We start from the raw sequence: 16,171 nt of genomic DNA on the forward strand, positions 1-16,171 counted from the left end.
GCCGCCGGCCGCGGCCGACGCCGGGCGCAGGCCACGGCCCCCGCGCGGTAGGGCCCGGTGCATCAGCGAGGCGGCCTGCTTCTTGCCGCTCTCGCGGTTCCGACGGCCACGTCGGGATCTCGCCCCGCACCCTCGAGGAGACCATGCGCGCCCAGGCAGCCCTGTCCGAGCCCGATCTCTCGCGCCCGATACGCCAGCTCGTCGAGGCCGTCGTGCCGGGCGCGCAGGTCGTCGAGATCGCCACCCTGGGGCCGGATGCCGGCTCGGGCCACGAGCTGACCGAGAAGTCCGCCGGCTACGGCGTCCCCCGCCGGATCACGGTGATGAGGCCGGATGGCTCGAAGCAGCGGCTGGTCCTGCACACGTCGACGGCGGACCCGTTCGGACACGACCGGCGGTCGGATCGGGCGGCGGAGGCGCTGCTCGCCTTCGACACCGCAGGATCGATCCCTGCGCACGTCGGGGTCGTCGACGTCGGCGCGCTGACCCACGACCATCGCCTCGTGTCGCTGCGCGACGCCGGCGAGTTCTATCTCCTCACCACGTACGCGGAAGGGCAGGTCTACGCGACGGATCTGCGCCGGATCGCCAGCGAGCGCGGCGCGGGCCCCGAGGATCTGGCGCGCTGCGAGGCGCTCGCCAGGTACCTCATCGCGCTCCACGCGGCGCCCGGCGCCCAGCCGGGCAGCTACCGCCGCGCGGTGCGCGATCTCGTGGGCCACGGCGAAGGCATCTTTGGCATCATCGACGGCTATCCGGACGACGTGCCCTCCGCGCCGCCCGAGCGGCTCCAGGCCATCGAGCGGCGCTGTGTGGCGTGGCGATGGAAGCTCCGCGGCATGGACCTCCGGCTCGCGCGCACGCACGGGGACTTCCACCCCTTCAACATCGTGTTCGACGGGTCGTCGCGGCTCGCGCTGCTCGACACGAGCCGCGGATCCCAGGGCGATCCCGCGGACGACGTCACCTGCCTCTCCATCAACTACGTGTTCTTCGCGCTGGACGCGCCCGGCGCATGGCAGGGCGGCTTCCGCGCGCTGTGGCGCCGGCTCTGGCAGGTCTACCTCGGCTGGAGCGGCTCCGCGGGCCTGCTCGACGTGGCGCCGCCGTTCCTCGCGTGGCGCGCGCTCGTGCTGGCGAACCCAGCGTGGTACCCCGCGGTCACGGCGCAGGCGAGGGACGCGCTGCTCTCCTTCGTGGAGCGCGCCCTCGACGCCCCGCGCTTCGATCCGGACGACGCCGAGAGGCTCTTCGCGTGAGCGGCGGGGTCGTCTGGATCACGGGGCTCCCGTCGTCGGGCAAATCCACGCTGGCCGCGCGGGCGCACCGGGCGCTGCTCGGCGAGGGGCGGGCGAGCTGCCTCCTCGACGGGGACGAGGTGCGCGACGCCCTGGTCCCGCGGCCCAGTTACGACCCGCGCGCTCGCGACGATTTCTACGAGACGCTCGCGCGCCTCGCGGCGCTGCTCGCGCGCCAGGGGCCGATCGTGATCGTGGCGGCGACGGCGCACCGCCGCGCCTACCGGGAGCGCGCCCGCGCGCTCGCGCCGCGGCTCATCGAGGTCTACGTGGACGTCGCGCCGGCGACCTGCAGGGAGCGCGATCCGAAAGGGCTCTACCACGCGGCCGGCGCCGGGGAGATCGGCGCGCTCCCCGGCGCGGGCGTCGAGTACGAGGCGCCGCTCGCGCCGGAGCTCATCGCGCGCGGCGGCGAGGACGAAGCGGCGCTCGCGGCGTTGATCGAGCGCGTGCGATCCTGGTCCGCCTCGGCGGGAGCGGGGCCGTGATAGACACGGTCACCGTGCCGGCGCAGGAGACGCTCTTCGACGAGATCAAGCGGTACGTCCGCTTCAGCGAGCAGGACGAGCGCTGCCTCGCCGCGCTCCGCGCGCACGCGGAGCCGCATTTCCCCCGCATCGCCGACGAGTTCTACGATCGCATCCGCGAGCACGAGGGCGCGCACGATGTCTTCACCGGCGAGGAGCAGGTGGAGCGGCTCAAGCGATCGCTCGTCCGCTGGATGACGCGCATCTGCACGGGGCCCTACGACGGCGCGTACTTCGACGAGAGCGCGAAGATCGGGCGGATCCACGTCCGGGTGGGCCTCCCCCAGCGGTACATGTTCACGGCGATGACGCTCATCCGGCTCGCGTTCCACGAGATCGCCGAGGGCGCGCTCGGCGCGGAGGTGATCCCGGTCAGGGCGGCCGTGAGCAAGGTGCTCGATCTCGAGCTCGCCATCATGCTCGAGACGTACCGCGATGACTTCCTCGCGCGCGCGCAGCGCGCCGAGCGCCTGGACCGCGAGGAGGTCGGCCGCACGCTCGCGCGCACGGAGCACCGGTACAAGAGCGCCGTCGAGCTGGCCCGCGTCCTCGTGGTGGGCCTCGACGCGCAGGCGATCGTGCGGCTCTTCAACCGGGAAGCCGAGCGGATCACGGGGCTCGCGCGCGAGGACGTGCTCGGGGTGCCGTTCGTCGAGGCGCTCCTCCCCGAGGAGATCCGCGCGGATCACGGCGCGCTCGTGGAGGACGTCGCCGCGGGCCGCCGCCCCAGCGTCGATCTGCTGGAGAGCATCGTGCGCACGCGCGCCGGCAAGATCCGCGATCTGCGCTGGCAGCTCGCGTACGCCCCTTCCGCGGCCGACGACGAGGTGGTGCTGTTCGCGATCGGGCAGGACACGACCGACGAGAACGCGCTCGCCGCGCGCGTGCGCCAGAGCGAGAAGCTCGCCGCGGTGGGGACCCTCGCGGCCGGCCTCGCGCACGAGATCAGGAACCCGCTGAACGGCGCGCAGCTCCACGTGACCTTCCTCGAGCGGGGGCTCGCGCGCGCCGGCCTGAAGGACCCGGACACGCTGGAGGCGATCCAGGTCGTACGCGACGAGATCCGCCGCCTCTCGACCCTCGTCAGCGAGTTCCTGGACTTCGCCCGGCCGAAGCCGCTGTACCTCCGGCCGACGCCCGTCGTCCCGCTCTGCGAGCGGGCGGCGCGCCTCGCGGCGTCGTCGGACGGCGCCGGCGCGCAGGCCGCGGTGAAGGTCGATCTGCCCTCGACCGACATCGAGCTCGACCTCGATCCCGCGAAGATCGAGCAGGTCCTCCTGAACCTGCTCCGCAACGCGATCGAGGCGGTGGACGCGGCCGGAGGCGGCACGGTCACCCTCCGCGCGCGGCGGCAGCCGCGCCACGCCGTCATCGAGGTGGAGGACGACGGCCCCGGGATCGCGAGCCCGGACGCGCCGATCTTCGATCCGTTCTTCTCGACGAAGCCGAACGGCACCGGGCTCGGGCTGGCGATCGCTCACCGCATCGTCACCGATCACGAGGGGACCATCGAGTTCCAGAGCCGCCCAGGGAAGACGCTCTTCCGCGTGACGCTCCCGCTGCGCCGCTCCGGCTGACCTCCGCCGCTCTCCTCGGTGAGCGCGCGCCTGCGGCTCCAGGGCTGGCACGCAACTTGGTAGAGATCCGGGCGTGGAACCGCGCAGCACCGAACAGCCGCTGATCCTGCTCGTGGACGACGACGTGCAGAGCGCTCGCCTCCTCGAGCGTCTGCTCGAAGAGGACGGCTTCCGGGTGGAGCTGGCGACCAACGGCGCGCTTGCCATCGCGCGGCTGGCCCGCCGTCCGATCCCGGACATCCTGGTGACCGATTTCCGGATGCCCCACGCCGATGGGATCGCGGTCGCGCGCTACGCGAGATCGCTCCGGCCAGATCTCCCGCTGTTCTTGCTCACCGGGTATCCCGACCTCGTGGCGCGGCTGGGGCGAGGGCTCGAGCCCGCGGCGGTGGTGCACACGAAGCCGATCGACTACATGGCCCTGAGCGACGAGCTCCGCGCCGTCGTGGACGCGGCGGCGGCGCTCTCCGACGCCTCGCGCGCCTCGCGGCCGAGCTCCCCCTTCCCTTCCCCGGCCTGAACAGGGGGCGCGCCTGGCCCGGCGAACGGCTTGCGCCCGCGTGCAACGGCTGCGGCGCGCCTCGCCCCGCCCCGGCGCGGCGCGGCCCCCTCCCCGCCGGCGTCCTCGGGCCGCGCGGCCGCGCGCGGCCGCGCTGCGGCCGAACGAGGGTCACGGCGCCTCGCGGACACGGTATCTTCGGAAGGAACGATATGAACGCTGAGAAGAGGCAGAGCTCGAGGGTGCTCGTCGTGGACGACGAGGCGAGCGCGCGCTCGGGGCTGGAGAAGCTGCTGCGCCAGGAGGGTTATACCGTCGACGCGGCGGCGGACGGCGTCGAGGCGGTCGAGGTCGCGGCGGAGCGGCCGCCGGACGTCGTCATCACGGATCTGAAGATGCCGAGGATGGATGGGGTGGCGCTGCTCGGGAAGCTGCGCGAGCAGGATCCGGCGCTGCCGGTGATCGTCGTCACCGCGTTCGGGGACGTGACCTCGGCGGTGCTGGCGATGCGGGCGGGGGCCGAGGATTACCTGACGAAGCCGGTCGACTTCGACGCGCTCCTCCTCGCGCTGGAGCGCGCCCTCGAGCGGAGCGCGCTCCGGGTCGAGGCGGAGAACCTCCGCCGGCAGCTGCGAGAGCGCCAGGGCGAGGGCGTGGAGGGGCTCATCGGGACGAGCCCGGCGATGCAGAAGGTCTACCGGATGGCCAGGCAGGTGGCGGGCGCGCGGGCGACGGTGCTCATCACCGGCGAGAGCGGCACGGGCAAGGGCGAGCTCGCGCGCGCGATCCACGCGAAGGGCTCGCGCGCCAAAGGGCCCTTCGTGACGCTGCACTGCGCGGCGCTCGCGGAGTCCCTGCTCGAGAGCGAGCTGTTCGGCCACGAGCGCGGCGCGTTCACCGGCGCCGACAAGCGGCGCATCGGGCGGTTCGAGCAGGCGCACGGCGGGACGCTCTTCCTCGACGAGGTCGGCGAGATCGCCCCCTCGACGCAGGTGAAGCTGCTCCGCGTCCTCCAGGAGAGGACGTTCGAGCGCGTCGGCGGGAACGACGCCGTGACCGTCGACGTGCGGCTCATCGCGGCCACGAACCGCGATCTCGCGGCGGCGGTGCAGGAGGGCCGCTTCCGGGAGGACCTCTACTACCGGCTCAACGTCGTCCACATCGACATGCCGCCGCTGCGCATCCGCGACACCGACGTGCTGCTCCTGGCGAATCACTTCCTGCGCCGGTTCGCGGCGGAGAACCACCGCAAGATCGAGGGGTTCAGCGACGAGGCCCGGGCGAAGCTCATCGCGCACCGGTGGCCGGGGAACGTGCGGGAGCTCGAGAACGCGATCGAGCGGGCGGTCGTCCTGTGCGACGACGCGCGCATCGACGCGGAGCACCTCCCCATCGACGCGGCGCCGGTCGCCAAGGGGGCCCTGCGGATCCCGGGCGCCACGATGGCGGAGATAGAGCGTTACGCCATCCTGTCGACGCTCGAGGCGACGAACGGCTCGACGACGCGCGCGGCCGAGCTCCTGGACATCAGCATACGCACCATCCAGTACCGCCTGCACGAATATGGCCTGACGGCGAAGTCCAAGCGCCCGCCGGCCGCGGAGTAGCGCGGCCTCCGCCCACCTCTGCACCATGCAGAGCAGAGCGGCGGTCTCCCTCTGCACCACGCAGAGCAGAGCGGCGGTCACCCGCACAGGAGACGGGCCCAGATCGGCGTTTTCGGCGCGCAAGCGCACTCCGGTGCGCTGAGCACCGAAAACGCCGAGGTGGGCCCGTATCCGAAGCGGGTCAGACCACGTCGTGCATCCAGCCGTGGCGATCGGGGGCGAGGCCGTGCTGGATGTCGAGCAGCGCCTCGCGGAAGCGCGCCGCCACGGGGCCTGTCTCGTTGTTGTGGATGGAGAAGGTCCCCTCGCGGGACTTCACGGCGCCGATGGGCGTGATGACCGCGGCCGTGCCGCACGCGAACGCCTCGGTCATGCGGCCCTCGCGCACCGCCGCGCGCCACTCGTCGAAGGTGACCCTGCGCTCCTCCGCGGCATAACCGAAATCCCGGGCGAGCTGGATGATGCTGTCGCGGGTGATGCCCGGCAGGAGCGTGCCTGTCAGCTCGGGGGTCACGATCACGGGGCGCCCCCGCTCCTCGTAGACGAAGAAGATGTTCATTCCCCCCATCTCCTCGACGACGCTGCGCTGGACGGCATCGAGCCAGACCACCTGCGCGCAGCCCTCGGCCGCGGCGTTCATCTGCGCGAGCAGGCTCGCGGCGTAGTTGCCCGCAAACTTGGCTGCGCCCGTGCCGCCCGGCGCCGCCCGGACGAAATCCTCCGAGATCCAGACCGTCACCGGCTTCACGCCCTGAGGGAAATACGCTGCCGCAGGCGACGCGATCACAAGGAAATCGTAGTCGCGCGACGCCCTCACCCCGAGCGCCACCTCGGTGGCGAACATCAACGGTCGGACATACAGGCTCTCGCCCACGGGCGAGGGAACCCATCCGCGATCCTGGCGGATCAGGGCGTCGACCGCGCCGACGAACAGATCAACCGGTATCTCCGGCATCGCCAGCCGGCGGGCAGAGCTATTGAAGCGGCGCGCGTTCGCCTCCGGCCGGAACGTCTTGATGCGACCGTCCGGCTGCCGATAGGCCTTGAAGCCCTCGAAGATCGCCTGACCGTAATGCAGCACCATCGCCGCAGGATCGAGCGTGATCGGGGCGTACGGCTTGATCTGCCCCCGGAGCCAGCCCCTGTCCGCCGCGTACGGGATCACGACCATGTGCTCCGTGAACACGCGCCCGAAGCCAGGGTTCTGCATGCGCTGCGCGCGCTCCGCGTCGCCGAGGGGATGCGGCGTGGCTAGGATCTCGAGATCGACCTTCGTGGCAGGCGCGCTTTCAGTGCTCATCGTGCTCGACTTCCGCGGCGGACAGCGGTCGACCCGGCTCGGGTGGGCCGACGCGCGTCATCGTCGCGCGGCATTTTTCGAAAGAATCCTGACGGGATGCAAGCACTTTCTCGCGAGAAAGCAACGCGTCGACGCGTCGGAGTGGGCGCAAGCGGGCGGCGCGTCACGACCGCAAAAAGGGATTTCTGTCGCGCTCCTCGCCGATCGTCGTGGAGGGGCCGTGTCCGGTGACGACCCGGGTCGACGGATCGAGCGTGAGCAGCTTGCCCCGGATGGATGAGACGATCGCCCGCGAGTCGCCTCCCCACAGATCGGTCCGGCCGATGCTGCGCCGGAACAGGGTGTCCCCCGTGAACGCGACGGCGCCCGTCTCCGCGAGCACCAGGAACGAGACGCTGCCCGGCGTGTGCCCAGGCGTGTGGAGCACGTGCAGATCGAGCCCGCCCGCCTTCACCACCGCGCCGTCGTTCAGGTCGCCGTCGATCTCGCACCGCTCCGGCAGCGCAATGCCGAGCATCGCCGCCTGGACGGGGAGCATGTCGTAGAGGAAGCGGTCAGCCTCGTGAATGCGCGCCGCGGCGCCGGACCAGCGCTGGAGTGGCGCCGTGGCGCCCACGTGATCGATATGGGTGTGCGTGTGCACGATGGCCGCGACCTTCGCCCCGGCCTGCTCGACGCGCGCGCGGATCTTGTCGAAATCGCCCCCGGGATCGATGACGACGGCGCCCTTGCTTGCAGGGTCGACGAGGATCGAGCAGTTGCACCCCAGCGGACCGACGGAGAACGTCTCGAGCAGCACAGGGCGAGCTTGTAGCACGCTGCGCCGCGACCTCCACGCGCGACATCGTCGGCGAGGCGGCGCCGCGAGCGCCGGTCGACTACCGCCGACCACCGCCCGGAGCGCGCGGCGCTGCGGCGATGAAGACCGCGCGGAGACCTCGGAGGCTCGCGGACCTCGGAGGCTCGATCCCGCGCGCGCTGGCCGCCCGCGGCCGCTACTTCGGGGCGCTCACGATGGTGCCGTTCATGCCGAGTCCGTTGGTCCAGTAGACGCGGGTCGCGTCGAGGGCGATGCCGTAGGGCGACGGCTCGCCGGCCGCCACGGCCCCGATGATGCCGTTCGGCAGCATCCTCATGACGTTCGGTGAGGTGGGGTCCGCCCAGTAAACGCCCGTCGCGTCGGCGGCGATGCCCCTCGGGTTCCCCTGCCCGCTCGCGATCACCGTGGGCTCTCCGCCGGTCTTGGCCACGCGCATCACGTTGCCGGTCCTGCTGGTCGTCCAGTAGACGTACGTCGCGTCGACGGCGATCTCGCGCACCTGGCCTTGATCGGTCGCCAGCGTGGTGAACGGGCCTTCGCCCGTGGAGTCCTTGGGCGCGGACATCACCTTGCCGATGTCGTCGCGCACGGTCCAGTAGACGTGCGTCTCGTCGACCGCGAGGGCGTGGGTCGTCCCGCCCCCGTCCGAGATGGTGGTGAACGGCCCGTTGCCGTTCGAGTCCTTCCGCGCGCGGACCACGGAGCCGCCGCCCTCGCGGTTCGTCCAGTAAACGAACTCCTCGTCGATCGCCACGCCGAACGGCGCGGCCTGCCCTGCGGCGATCGCCACCGGCTCCTCCTGGCCGCCGATCGGCGCCCTCATCACCTGGCCGTCGTTCTCGCCGGCCACGCCCTGGTTGGCCCAGAAGACGTGGGTGGCGTCGATCTTGATGTCGGCCGGCTGGACCTGATCGGTGGCGAGGAAGATCGCGACATCTTCACCCTGCCTCCACTGCCTGACCGCGCCCTGCTCCCCGTTGGTCCAGACCACGACGCCGTTGGCGACAGCGAGGTAAAGCGGATCCTGCTGGCCCGAGACGTGGACCGAGGTGCGGATGCACGTGCCGTCCCGGCAGGTGCCATCGCACTCGACGGGGCAGGTGCCGCAATGGAGGGCGTCGTTCGTCACGTTGACCTCACAGCCGTTCTCCTCATCCGCGTCGCAATCGACGTAAACGTCTCCGCAGACCGGTGGCTCGTCGATGATGGGCCCCACGCCCCCGCTCCCACCGCTCCCCGAGGTCGCTCCTCCCACGCCCGGCTCGCCCCCGGTGCCCTGGCCGCCCACGCCCGCCGCGCCCCCAGTGCCCGGCGCGCCGCCCTCGCCTCCTCCCGCGGACGCCGTGGTCCCCGGACCGGACCCGCCGGTAGCGAAGAGGTTCGACGCCTCAGGCGTGGAGCAAGCGGCTACGGCGAGTCCGGAAACGAGCCCGAGGAGAACGGTGCGACGCATTGTGCTGTGCATGGAAACCTCCACCCATACAGGCTACACGAGCCTGCCGAAAAAACGCATCTGTGAACTTGATGTGTTTTCAAACCTAATTCGTCCGTGCACGACCGGGCACGCCTTGTGCGGATCCGGATGAGGATGACGCCGATCGGGCGGACGATGGCGCTCGTGGGAGGACAGCAGGCTCGACCCGGGCGCGCGGGCGTGCGGGCGCGCTGGTTCGGCCGCCCTGCGCGGGCGCGCGCGGCTGGAACTCCGGCGATGTCGCTGGATCTACCGACAAGTGGTCGCGCTCCGCCGGCGACGGGCGAGCGCCGCCCGGCGCGCAACGGGCTCTCGCCACGTCGGGAGCGCGGGCGCGACTCCGCATCTCGCGCGGCCGGCGCTTCCCCGTCGCGCGGCCGTGAGGCACAGGAGATGAGGGGTCTCCGCACGCCCCGGCCGGAGACACGATGAGGCCGCGCCATCAGCGCAGGAGACGGCCAGCCAGGCGACTCACGATCACGGCGGAGCGGTGGAATCTCGAGCGCGCGGCCGCGGCGGCGGGCGCGATCTGCCGAGGGCCGCTCGGGAAGCCTGGCTCACGCGCGCTCCGTGAGCTCCAGCCTCAGCGCCGCCCGCCCGCTCCCTCGCGAGCGCTTCGCCCCCGCGCCCAACCGGGAAGATGGCGCTGGGCGCGGAGGGGCGCTACCCTCCGGACGCCGCGTGTGTGAGCGTACGATGTCATCCAGGGTGGATCCGCTGTTCCGCCGCGTGGCGCGCGGTCACGGGGGAGCGCGCGGCGCGGCTGTGCGTGCCCTGCGCTGCGGCCTCGTCGTCGACGACGCCGCGCGCGTGGCTCTGCCTGGAGGCGCGATCGCATGAGCGGGTCCGTGTTCATCGCGGGAGGCCAGGCGAGCTCCGCGGCGCGAGAGCGCGCAATGACGCTCGTCGGGCGCACGCTCGTCCACCGCTATCGCCTCGAGGAGCTCGTCGCGATGGGCGGCATCGCCGCCGTCTTCAGGGCAAAGAAGCTCGCGACCGGCGAGGACGTGGCCGTCAAGGTGCTCCACCCGGACGCCGAGGAGCTGCCGGAGCTCATCGAGCGCTTCGAGCGCGAGGCGCTCGCCGGTCGCCACATCTTCCACCCCAACGTCGCGGCGGTCTACGAGATCAGCCAGCTCGACGACGGCGCGTGGTTCATGGTGATGGAGTTCATCCGCGGCATCACGCTGCGGAAGCTCATCGACCAGGGCCCCGTCCCGCCGCCGCGCGCGGCGAACATCGCGCGCCAGCTCGCGAGCGCGCTCAACGCGGCGCACGACTTCGGGATCGTGCACAGGGACGTGAAGCCGCTCAACGTCATGGTCCTCGACGGGCCGGAGGAGCGCGTCCTGCTCATCGACTTTGGCCTCGCCAAGGTGCCGATCGAGCAGTTCTCCATCACCGACGACGGCTCGCGCCGCTCGCTCACGAACGCCGGGGTGCTGCTCGGCACGGTCGCGTACATGGCGCCCGAGGCGGCGCTCGGCATGCGCTCTGTCGACCGGCGGGCCGACCTCTACGCGCTCGGGGTCATCCTCTACGAGATGCTCGCGGGCAAGCACCCCTTCACGGCGGTCGAGCCGTCGGCGCTGTTCGCGCAGCACCGGTCGGCCGTGCCGCCGCCGATCGCCGAGCGCTCCCCCGGCGTCGTCGTCCCGCCCGCGCTGGAGGCGGTCGTGATGCGCCTGCTCGCCAAGGAACCGGACGACCGCTTCCCCCACGCGCGCGCCGTGCTCGTGGCGCTCGATGCCGCCCTCCAGAAGATGAGCGCGCCGGACAGCGCCATCGCCATCGCCGCCCCGGCCAGCCTCCGGGCCGCGGCCAGCTTCATCGAGCGGCGGACCTCGCGGCCTGTGCTCGCCGGCGCGGGCATCCTGTTCTTCACGATCGGGAGCGTGATCGCCTGGCTGCTCGCGTCGCGCTGAGCGCGCGCGGCGTCATCGCGCGCGGCGTCGTCGTCGCGCGCTCGGCATCGTCGCGCATTCAGCGGTGCCCGGCCGGTTCGCAGGTTCCCACGGGGAGCGCTGCGAGCGCGGTGTGATCCACGCACCGCTCGCCGCTCGGGCACGGCGCGCCGCGCTCACCGCGCGGATCGCAGAGCGCTCTGCAGGTGTTCGAGGGGTCGCAGATGCTGCCGGGCGCGCACGCAAACGACGCGTCGCACGGCTGCCCGTCCGAGCCCGCGCCCGCGTACCAGCACGACGTCGAGCCGTTGCCCCAGAACACGCAGGCGGCGCCGTTGTCGCAGGCCTGCGCGAAGAGATCGCAGCCGTCGCCGTGGATGCAGGCCCCCCCGGTGAACGAGCCGCCATCGAAGAAGCACGCGCTCCCCGGCGCGCAGTCCGAGGCGGCGCTGCAGGTCGCGGCGCAGAGCTGGGCCGGGCTGCACGACTGCGCGGGCGCGCACTCCGACGCGGCGAGGCACGTCTCGCCGGGGCCGGCGCCCGTCCTGGGCTCCCGCGCGAGGCTCGTCTTGCGCGGCAACGCGAGCGCCTCGCGATCGAGGAGGACGCCCGACTTGTAGACGCGCGACACGCGCTCGAGCGCGCGGACGTCAGCGAGCGGATCGCCGTCGACCACGAGCACGTCCGCGAGCGTCCCTCGCTCGAGGCGCCCGAGATCGGGCCGCCCGAGCACGTCCGCGGCGCGGCGCGTGGCGGCGGCGAGCGCCTCGATCGGCGGCATCCCGGCCTCGACGAGGAGCGCGATCTCGCGGCGCAAGCTCAGCCCGTGAAAGACGCCCGGGTTGCCGGCGTCGGAGCCGGCGGCGATCGTGACCCCCGCCTGGTAGCAGGTGATGAGGTTCGCGATCCCCTGCTCGCGCCACGCCTTCACGAGCGCCCGGTACCGCGAAGTCCTGAGCTCCTCGAGCATGGACGGGTCGCGCAGGGCGGCGATCACGCCGGCCGGCACGTCGTCGGCGAGGGCGGGGTCGTCGAGCTCGGTGAGCGTGCCGTTCACCGTGCGGTACAGGCCATCCTTCATCGCGAGCGTGGGGACGACGACGGCCCCGGCGGCGGCCATCCTCCCCGCGAGCTCGGGTGAGATCGGGTCCTCGTCCGGGGCGTGCGCGAAGAGCGTCACGCCGGCGTCGAGCGCCATCTCGATGTCGGCGGCCGACGCGATGTGAGCGATCACCCGGACGCCCGCCGACGCAGCAGCCTCCTTGATGGCCGCGACGGACGGCTGCGAGAGGTGCGGGAGCCGCTGCGCTCCGCCCGACTCGAGCACGATCTTCACGAAGTCTGGGGCCCTCGGGAGGAGCGCCTCGAAGGCCTCCGTGACGTCGGCGGGAGAGTCGATGAAGATGCAGAAATCGCCAGGCGGGCTGCCGTGATAGCAGGGATGCCCTCCGGTCGGCGTGAGCAGCGGCCCGGCGGCGAAGAGCTGCGGCGCAAGGACGTCGCCAGCGTTGATGCGCGCTCGCTGCTCGAAGATGACGTGCTGGGATGAGCCGAGATCGAGGTACGAGGTCACGCCCGCCCGGAGCATCGCCTTCGTGTGGTCCTCGAGGTGGAGGTCGTCGTCGTAATACGCATAGGGCCCGGCGACGTGCAGCGAGTGGACGTGGAGATCGATCAGCCCGGGGAGGACCGTCTTGCCAGAGACGTCCACGACCTCGCCGCCCCCGGCCTCCACGCCGAGCTCGGCGTCGCCGAAGACGACCTGCTTCACCCTGTCGCCCTCGATCACCACGGTTGCCCTGGCCGCGCGCGTGCCGTCGAACACCACGCCGCCCTTCAGTACGGTGCAGCCCGCACACCCCACCTCGGTCGCGCTGCGCGTCGAGGGGTTCTCCGGGACACCGCAGCCGATGAGCCACGTTGACACGGCGAAGACACACAAAGCGAGACGACCCATCGCCAATCCGAGCGAAGTGCGACGCATGACATTCCGTTGTTAACGGGCGCATTGGGCACCCGAGAAGAGGCGGACCGGGTACCGGAGGCAGCGCCGAAAAGCAATTGAATGAGGCGGCGCGCACGGCGCTGTGCACGCGCGCCCGCAGCGTGCCGCGTTATCCAGGATTGTTCGCGTCGAGGCGGGGATGCGAGGCAGGCGCTCCGTCCCCAACGCCCCTTCCCGCTCTCCGGCCAGAGCGGGTGACCGCGCCAGCTCGCAGGCGAGCTTGACAAATGGGCCTATCTCGGGAGCGCAGCCGCTCGGGCGCACGGAGGGAGCGCGGGGAGACGCCCTCAATGTTGTTCCGGCCTTCTCGGCTCCTCCGGCGGCGATCGGGGCCACCCGGGAGAGCCGCCGGTGTGGGACGAGCGAGAGAAGGGATCTCGCGGACAGCCCACTTCGGGCCGCGCTGGAATGATAGGGAGTCAGCGCGAGCTTCCGTCGTCCGGAGACGAGCCGCTGTATTGACGAAGACCCTTTGCGTGCCTCACCTACTCGTGGGAGGCTCTGCGATGAGTGACTCGAACAACGAAAACAATTCTCCGAAGGATCTGGATGTGACGGTGAAGGAGCTCCGCAATGCCATCGACGATTTGTCGGCCAGGCTGGACGAGATGGCAATAGCGACTCCGGCCAGCTACCACTGCGGCGGATGCGGCTGCGGCGGATGCGGCTGCGGCGGCTGCGGCTGCGGCGGCTGCGGCTGCGGCAGGTGCAGGTGCGGCGGCTGCGGCTGCGGCAGGTGTCGCTGTAGCTAGCCCTGAGGCCGTCGGGGCCGTGGGATAGAGCTCTGGAGGGAGACGAGGAGCGCGAGGGTTCGAAAAAGGCAACTTCCCGTCTTCCCCTGCTCGCCACGAACACACGACGTCGTGTGTTCGTGGCGAGCTTGCGAGTTTCTTCTCTCCTGTGCTTATCGGAGCACCGCTCCGCGAGCACCAGAATTGAACCTCTTTACCGAAAGTGCAGGACGGCGCCCGTCGAGGCGCCGCCGCCCTGCGCTTTCCTGGAGATCTCGCGTGGCCACCCAACTGCCCAGCTCAACGACCACCGCTCCCTCGCGCGAGGGGACCGCCCCGCCTGCGCCGGCGGAAGCGCGCGAGAAGCTCGCGCGATCACGCGTCCTCGTGGTCGGGCTCGAACCGTGGGGCGCCGTCGCGGCCATGGAGCTCGCGTCGCTGGGCGTCGGCGCGCTCCACGTCCTCGACGACAGGGAGGTCACGGCGGACGATCTCGGCCCCTTCTCCGAGGCGGATCTCGGAGAGGATCGCGCGCGCTCGCTCTCCATCGCGCTGTCGCGGCTCGCCCCCGGCTGCGCGGTCACGCCCGGGACGCTGCTCGCCGCCGCGGAGCGCCCGATCGTCCAGGAGGACACCGGCTGGGACCTGATCCTCGCCTGCGTCCCTGACGATGATCTCCTCGTCCTTCAGGGCGTCGCCCGCTTCGCTCACGCGGCGTCCGTCCTGTCGCTCAGCGCGCACCTCGAGGGGCTCGACGCGGTGATCGGACCGGCCGTCGTGCCGGGCGAGACCGCATGCTGGAACTGCTGCCGGCTGCGGAGGCTCGCTCTCAGCAAACAGCCAGAGGCGGATCACGCGCTCCACGCGTCGCTCCTCGCCGCGCGCCCCGAGCGCCGCGCGCGCACCTACCTCGCGCCGATGCCGGCGTTCCTGGGCCACGCCGTCGCGCTCGCGGCCCTCGATCTGCTGGTGAACCGAGCCGCGTCGCGGCTCGCGGGCCGCTTCGTGATCCAGAGCCTGGTCGACCCGGAGGCGTCGCTCCACGCCGCCCTGCGGATGCCCTGGTGCCCGGTCTGCGGCGGCGCCGCCGAGGCCCGGAGCTCGGGGAGCGTGGTCAGAGGCTCGAGCGCGCACCTCAACGACGCGCGCGATCCCGCGGCGCTCCGGCAGATGCTCGCCGGCATCGTCGACGCGCGCGCGGGCATCGTCCACCGCCTCACGCTGGACGCGACGAGCCCGGCGCTCGCCCCCGAGGCGTGCGTCACGGCCACGGCGTTCCTCAGCGACTACACCGAGGGCTCACCGCGCCACCGATCGAGCGAGCCGCAGGTCGGCACAGGAAAGGGCGTCACCGCCGTCGAGGCCCTGATCAGGGCGACCGGCGAGGCCGTCGAGCGCTACTCCGCCGCGCTCGTCAACCGGAAGGCGCTCCTCCGCTCCTCGGTCGCAGAGATGAAGAGCGACTTCATCGCTCCGGAGCGGCTCTGCCTCTACAGCGAGGAGCAGTATGCAGCGCCCGGGTTCCCCTACGCGCGGGTCGATCCGACCGCGCCCATCGACTGGGCCCTCGGGCGATGGATGGACACAGGCGCGCCCGTGGTTGTGCCGGCGCTCCCGACCTATTACGGCTACTGCGCAGGGCACGACGCGCACTTCTGCGAGGTGACCTCGAACGGGCTCGCGGCGGGCGCGACGCTCGAGGACGCGTCGATGGGGGCCGCGCTCGAGCTCATCGAGCGCGACGCCTTCATGATCTCGTGGCTCGCTCGCCGGCCCGGGCGGCGGATCTTGCCCGACGACTCGCTCGACCCCGAGCTGCACGAGATAGCGAGGCAGCTCGAGGAGCGCGGCGCGCGGATCGAGCTGTATCTCCTCGACGCGGGCGTCTCCGTCCCCGTGGTGATGTGCGTGGGTTACGGAGACGGCAAGCGCTGGCCCGGCGCCGTGGTGTCGATCTCCGCCCACCTGAACCCCCTCACCGCGATCAGGAAAGCGATCCTGGAGCAAGGCCAGATTGGCAATTACGTCTTCCGCATGATGACGGGCGAGGAGGTCGTGATCCCGGCGCGGCCGGAGGACGTGCTCACGCTCGAGGATCACGCCGTCTACTACGTCCCCGCGCGCCGCGCCGCGGCCTTCGCCTTCCTCCGTCAAGGAGGCACGATCACCGCCGCCGAGCTCGAGGAGCCCGAGGAGGTCTCGCTGTCCGAGCTCACCCGGCGCGTGCAGGCCGCGGGGCTGCGCATCGCGATCGTGGACGTGACGTCGCCCGACCTCGCGGCGACCCCATTCCGTGTCGCCCGGGCCCTCGGGCCTGATTTCCAGCAGATCCATTTCGGCCACAAGCTCGCGCGGCTCGGCAATCCGCGCCTCCGCTCGATGGCCCCCCACGGGATCAACCCTGACCCTCACCCGATGGCCTGAGAGAG

The 16,171-nt window shown here is 71.8% G+C and carries 11 protein-coding genes; 7 read left to right on the forward strand and 4 right to left on the reverse strand.

Annotated elements, in window-relative coordinates:
* The first annotated feature begins 143 nt into the window (after window positions 1-143).
* The 5 genes from WME79_RS33500 to WME79_RS33520 all read left to right on the forward strand — a co-directional run bounded on the left by WME79_RS33500 (window position 144) and on the right by WME79_RS33520 (window position 5,508).
* Window positions 144-1,259, forward strand: a complete 1,116-nt coding sequence (locus WME79_RS33500) for an aminoglycoside phosphotransferase family protein (protein ID WP_437523098.1) — start codon at window positions 144-146, stop codon at window positions 1,257-1,259.
* A complete protein-coding gene (locus WME79_RS33505; protein ID WP_437523100.1) occupies window positions 1,256-1,786 on the forward strand; it encodes an adenylyl-sulfate kinase in 531 nt (176 codons plus the stop codon). The genes WME79_RS33500 and WME79_RS33505 overlap by 4 nt, the downstream gene beginning before the upstream one ends.
* Window positions 1,783-3,402: a protoglobin domain-containing protein gene (locus WME79_RS33510; protein WP_437523102.1), complete on the forward strand. Its 1,620-nt coding sequence runs from the start codon at window positions 1,783-1,785 to the stop codon at window positions 3,400-3,402. The genes WME79_RS33505 and WME79_RS33510 overlap by 4 nt, the downstream gene beginning before the upstream one ends.
* Before the next feature lie 73 nt (window positions 3,403-3,475).
* Window positions 3,476-3,922, forward strand: a complete 447-nt coding sequence (locus tag WME79_RS33515; RefSeq protein WP_437523104.1) for a response regulator — start codon at window positions 3,476-3,478, stop codon at window positions 3,920-3,922.
* A 191-nt stretch (window positions 3,923-4,113) separates the two neighbouring features.
* Window positions 4,114-5,508: a sigma-54-dependent transcriptional regulator gene (locus tag WME79_RS33520; RefSeq protein WP_437523106.1), complete on the forward strand. Its 1,395-nt coding sequence runs from the start codon at window positions 4,114-4,116 to the stop codon at window positions 5,506-5,508.
* 181 nt (window positions 5,509-5,689) lie between these two features.
* Here the strand turns inward: WME79_RS33520 and WME79_RS33525 are convergent, their stop codons facing one another.
* From WME79_RS33525 to WME79_RS33535, 3 genes are all read right to left on the reverse strand, one after another.
* The gene (locus WME79_RS33525; RefSeq protein ID WP_437523108.1) at window positions 5,690-6,808 is read right to left on the reverse strand and encodes a branched-chain amino acid aminotransferase; all 1,119 of its coding nucleotides are present in this window, start codon (window positions 6,806-6,808) and stop codon (window positions 5,690-5,692) included.
* Between the two features lie 163 nt (window positions 6,809-6,971).
* Window positions 6,972-7,625, reverse strand: a complete 654-nt coding sequence (locus WME79_RS33530; protein ID WP_437523110.1) for an MBL fold metallo-hydrolase — start codon at window positions 7,623-7,625, stop codon at window positions 6,972-6,974.
* 178 nt (window positions 7,626-7,803) lie between these two features.
* A complete protein-coding gene (locus WME79_RS33535) occupies window positions 7,804-9,093 on the reverse strand; it encodes a hypothetical protein (protein WP_437523112.1) in 1,290 nt (429 codons plus the stop codon).
* Window positions 9,094-9,938: 845 nt separating this feature from the next.
* On the opposite strand from WME79_RS33535, the gene WME79_RS33540 reads away from it, so the two are divergent.
* A complete protein-coding gene (locus WME79_RS33540; protein ID WP_437523114.1) occupies window positions 9,939-11,027 on the forward strand; it encodes a serine/threonine-protein kinase in 1,089 nt (362 codons plus the stop codon).
* Between the two features lie 58 nt (window positions 11,028-11,085).
* Here WME79_RS33540 and WME79_RS33545 read toward each other — a convergent pair whose 3' ends face one another.
* Window positions 11,086-12,933: an amidohydrolase family protein gene (locus WME79_RS33545; protein ID WP_437523116.1), complete on the reverse strand. Its 1,848-nt coding sequence runs from the start codon at window positions 12,931-12,933 to the stop codon at window positions 11,086-11,088.
* A 1,088-nt stretch (window positions 12,934-14,021) separates the two neighbouring features.
* On the opposite strand from WME79_RS33545, the gene WME79_RS33550 reads away from it, so the two are divergent.
* Window positions 14,022-16,166: a TOMM precursor leader peptide-binding protein gene (locus WME79_RS33550; protein WP_437523118.1), complete on the forward strand. Its 2,145-nt coding sequence runs from the start codon at window positions 14,022-14,024 to the stop codon at window positions 16,164-16,166.
* Window positions 16,167-16,171 lie beyond the last annotated feature (5 nt).

It is taken from the genome of Sorangium sp. So ce726 (assembly GCF_051521405.1).
Classification (GTDB): domain Bacteria; phylum Myxococcota_A; class Polyangia; order Polyangiales; family Polyangiaceae; genus Sorangium.

Excerpts from the sequence above, each read along its gene's own strand:
- WME79_RS33500 (WP_437523098.1), top strand. The coding sequence starts at position 144 with ATGCGCGCCCAGGCAGCCCTGTCCGAGCCCGATCTCTCGCGCCCGATA.
- WME79_RS33520 (WP_437523106.1), top strand. The coding sequence starts at position 4,114 with ATGAACGCTGAGAAGAGGCAGAGCTCGAGGGTGCTCGTCGTGGACGAC.
- WME79_RS33525 (WP_437523108.1), bottom strand. The coding sequence starts at position 6,808 with ATGAGCACTGAAAGCGCGCCTGCCACGAAGGTCGATCTCGAGATCCTA.
- WME79_RS33535 (WP_437523112.1), bottom strand. The coding sequence starts at position 9,093 with ATGCACAGCACAATGCGTCGCACCGTTCTCCTCGGGCTCGTTTCCGGA.
- WME79_RS33540 (WP_437523114.1), top strand. The coding sequence starts at position 9,939 with ATGAGCGGGTCCGTGTTCATCGCGGGAGGCCAGGCGAGCTCCGCGGCG.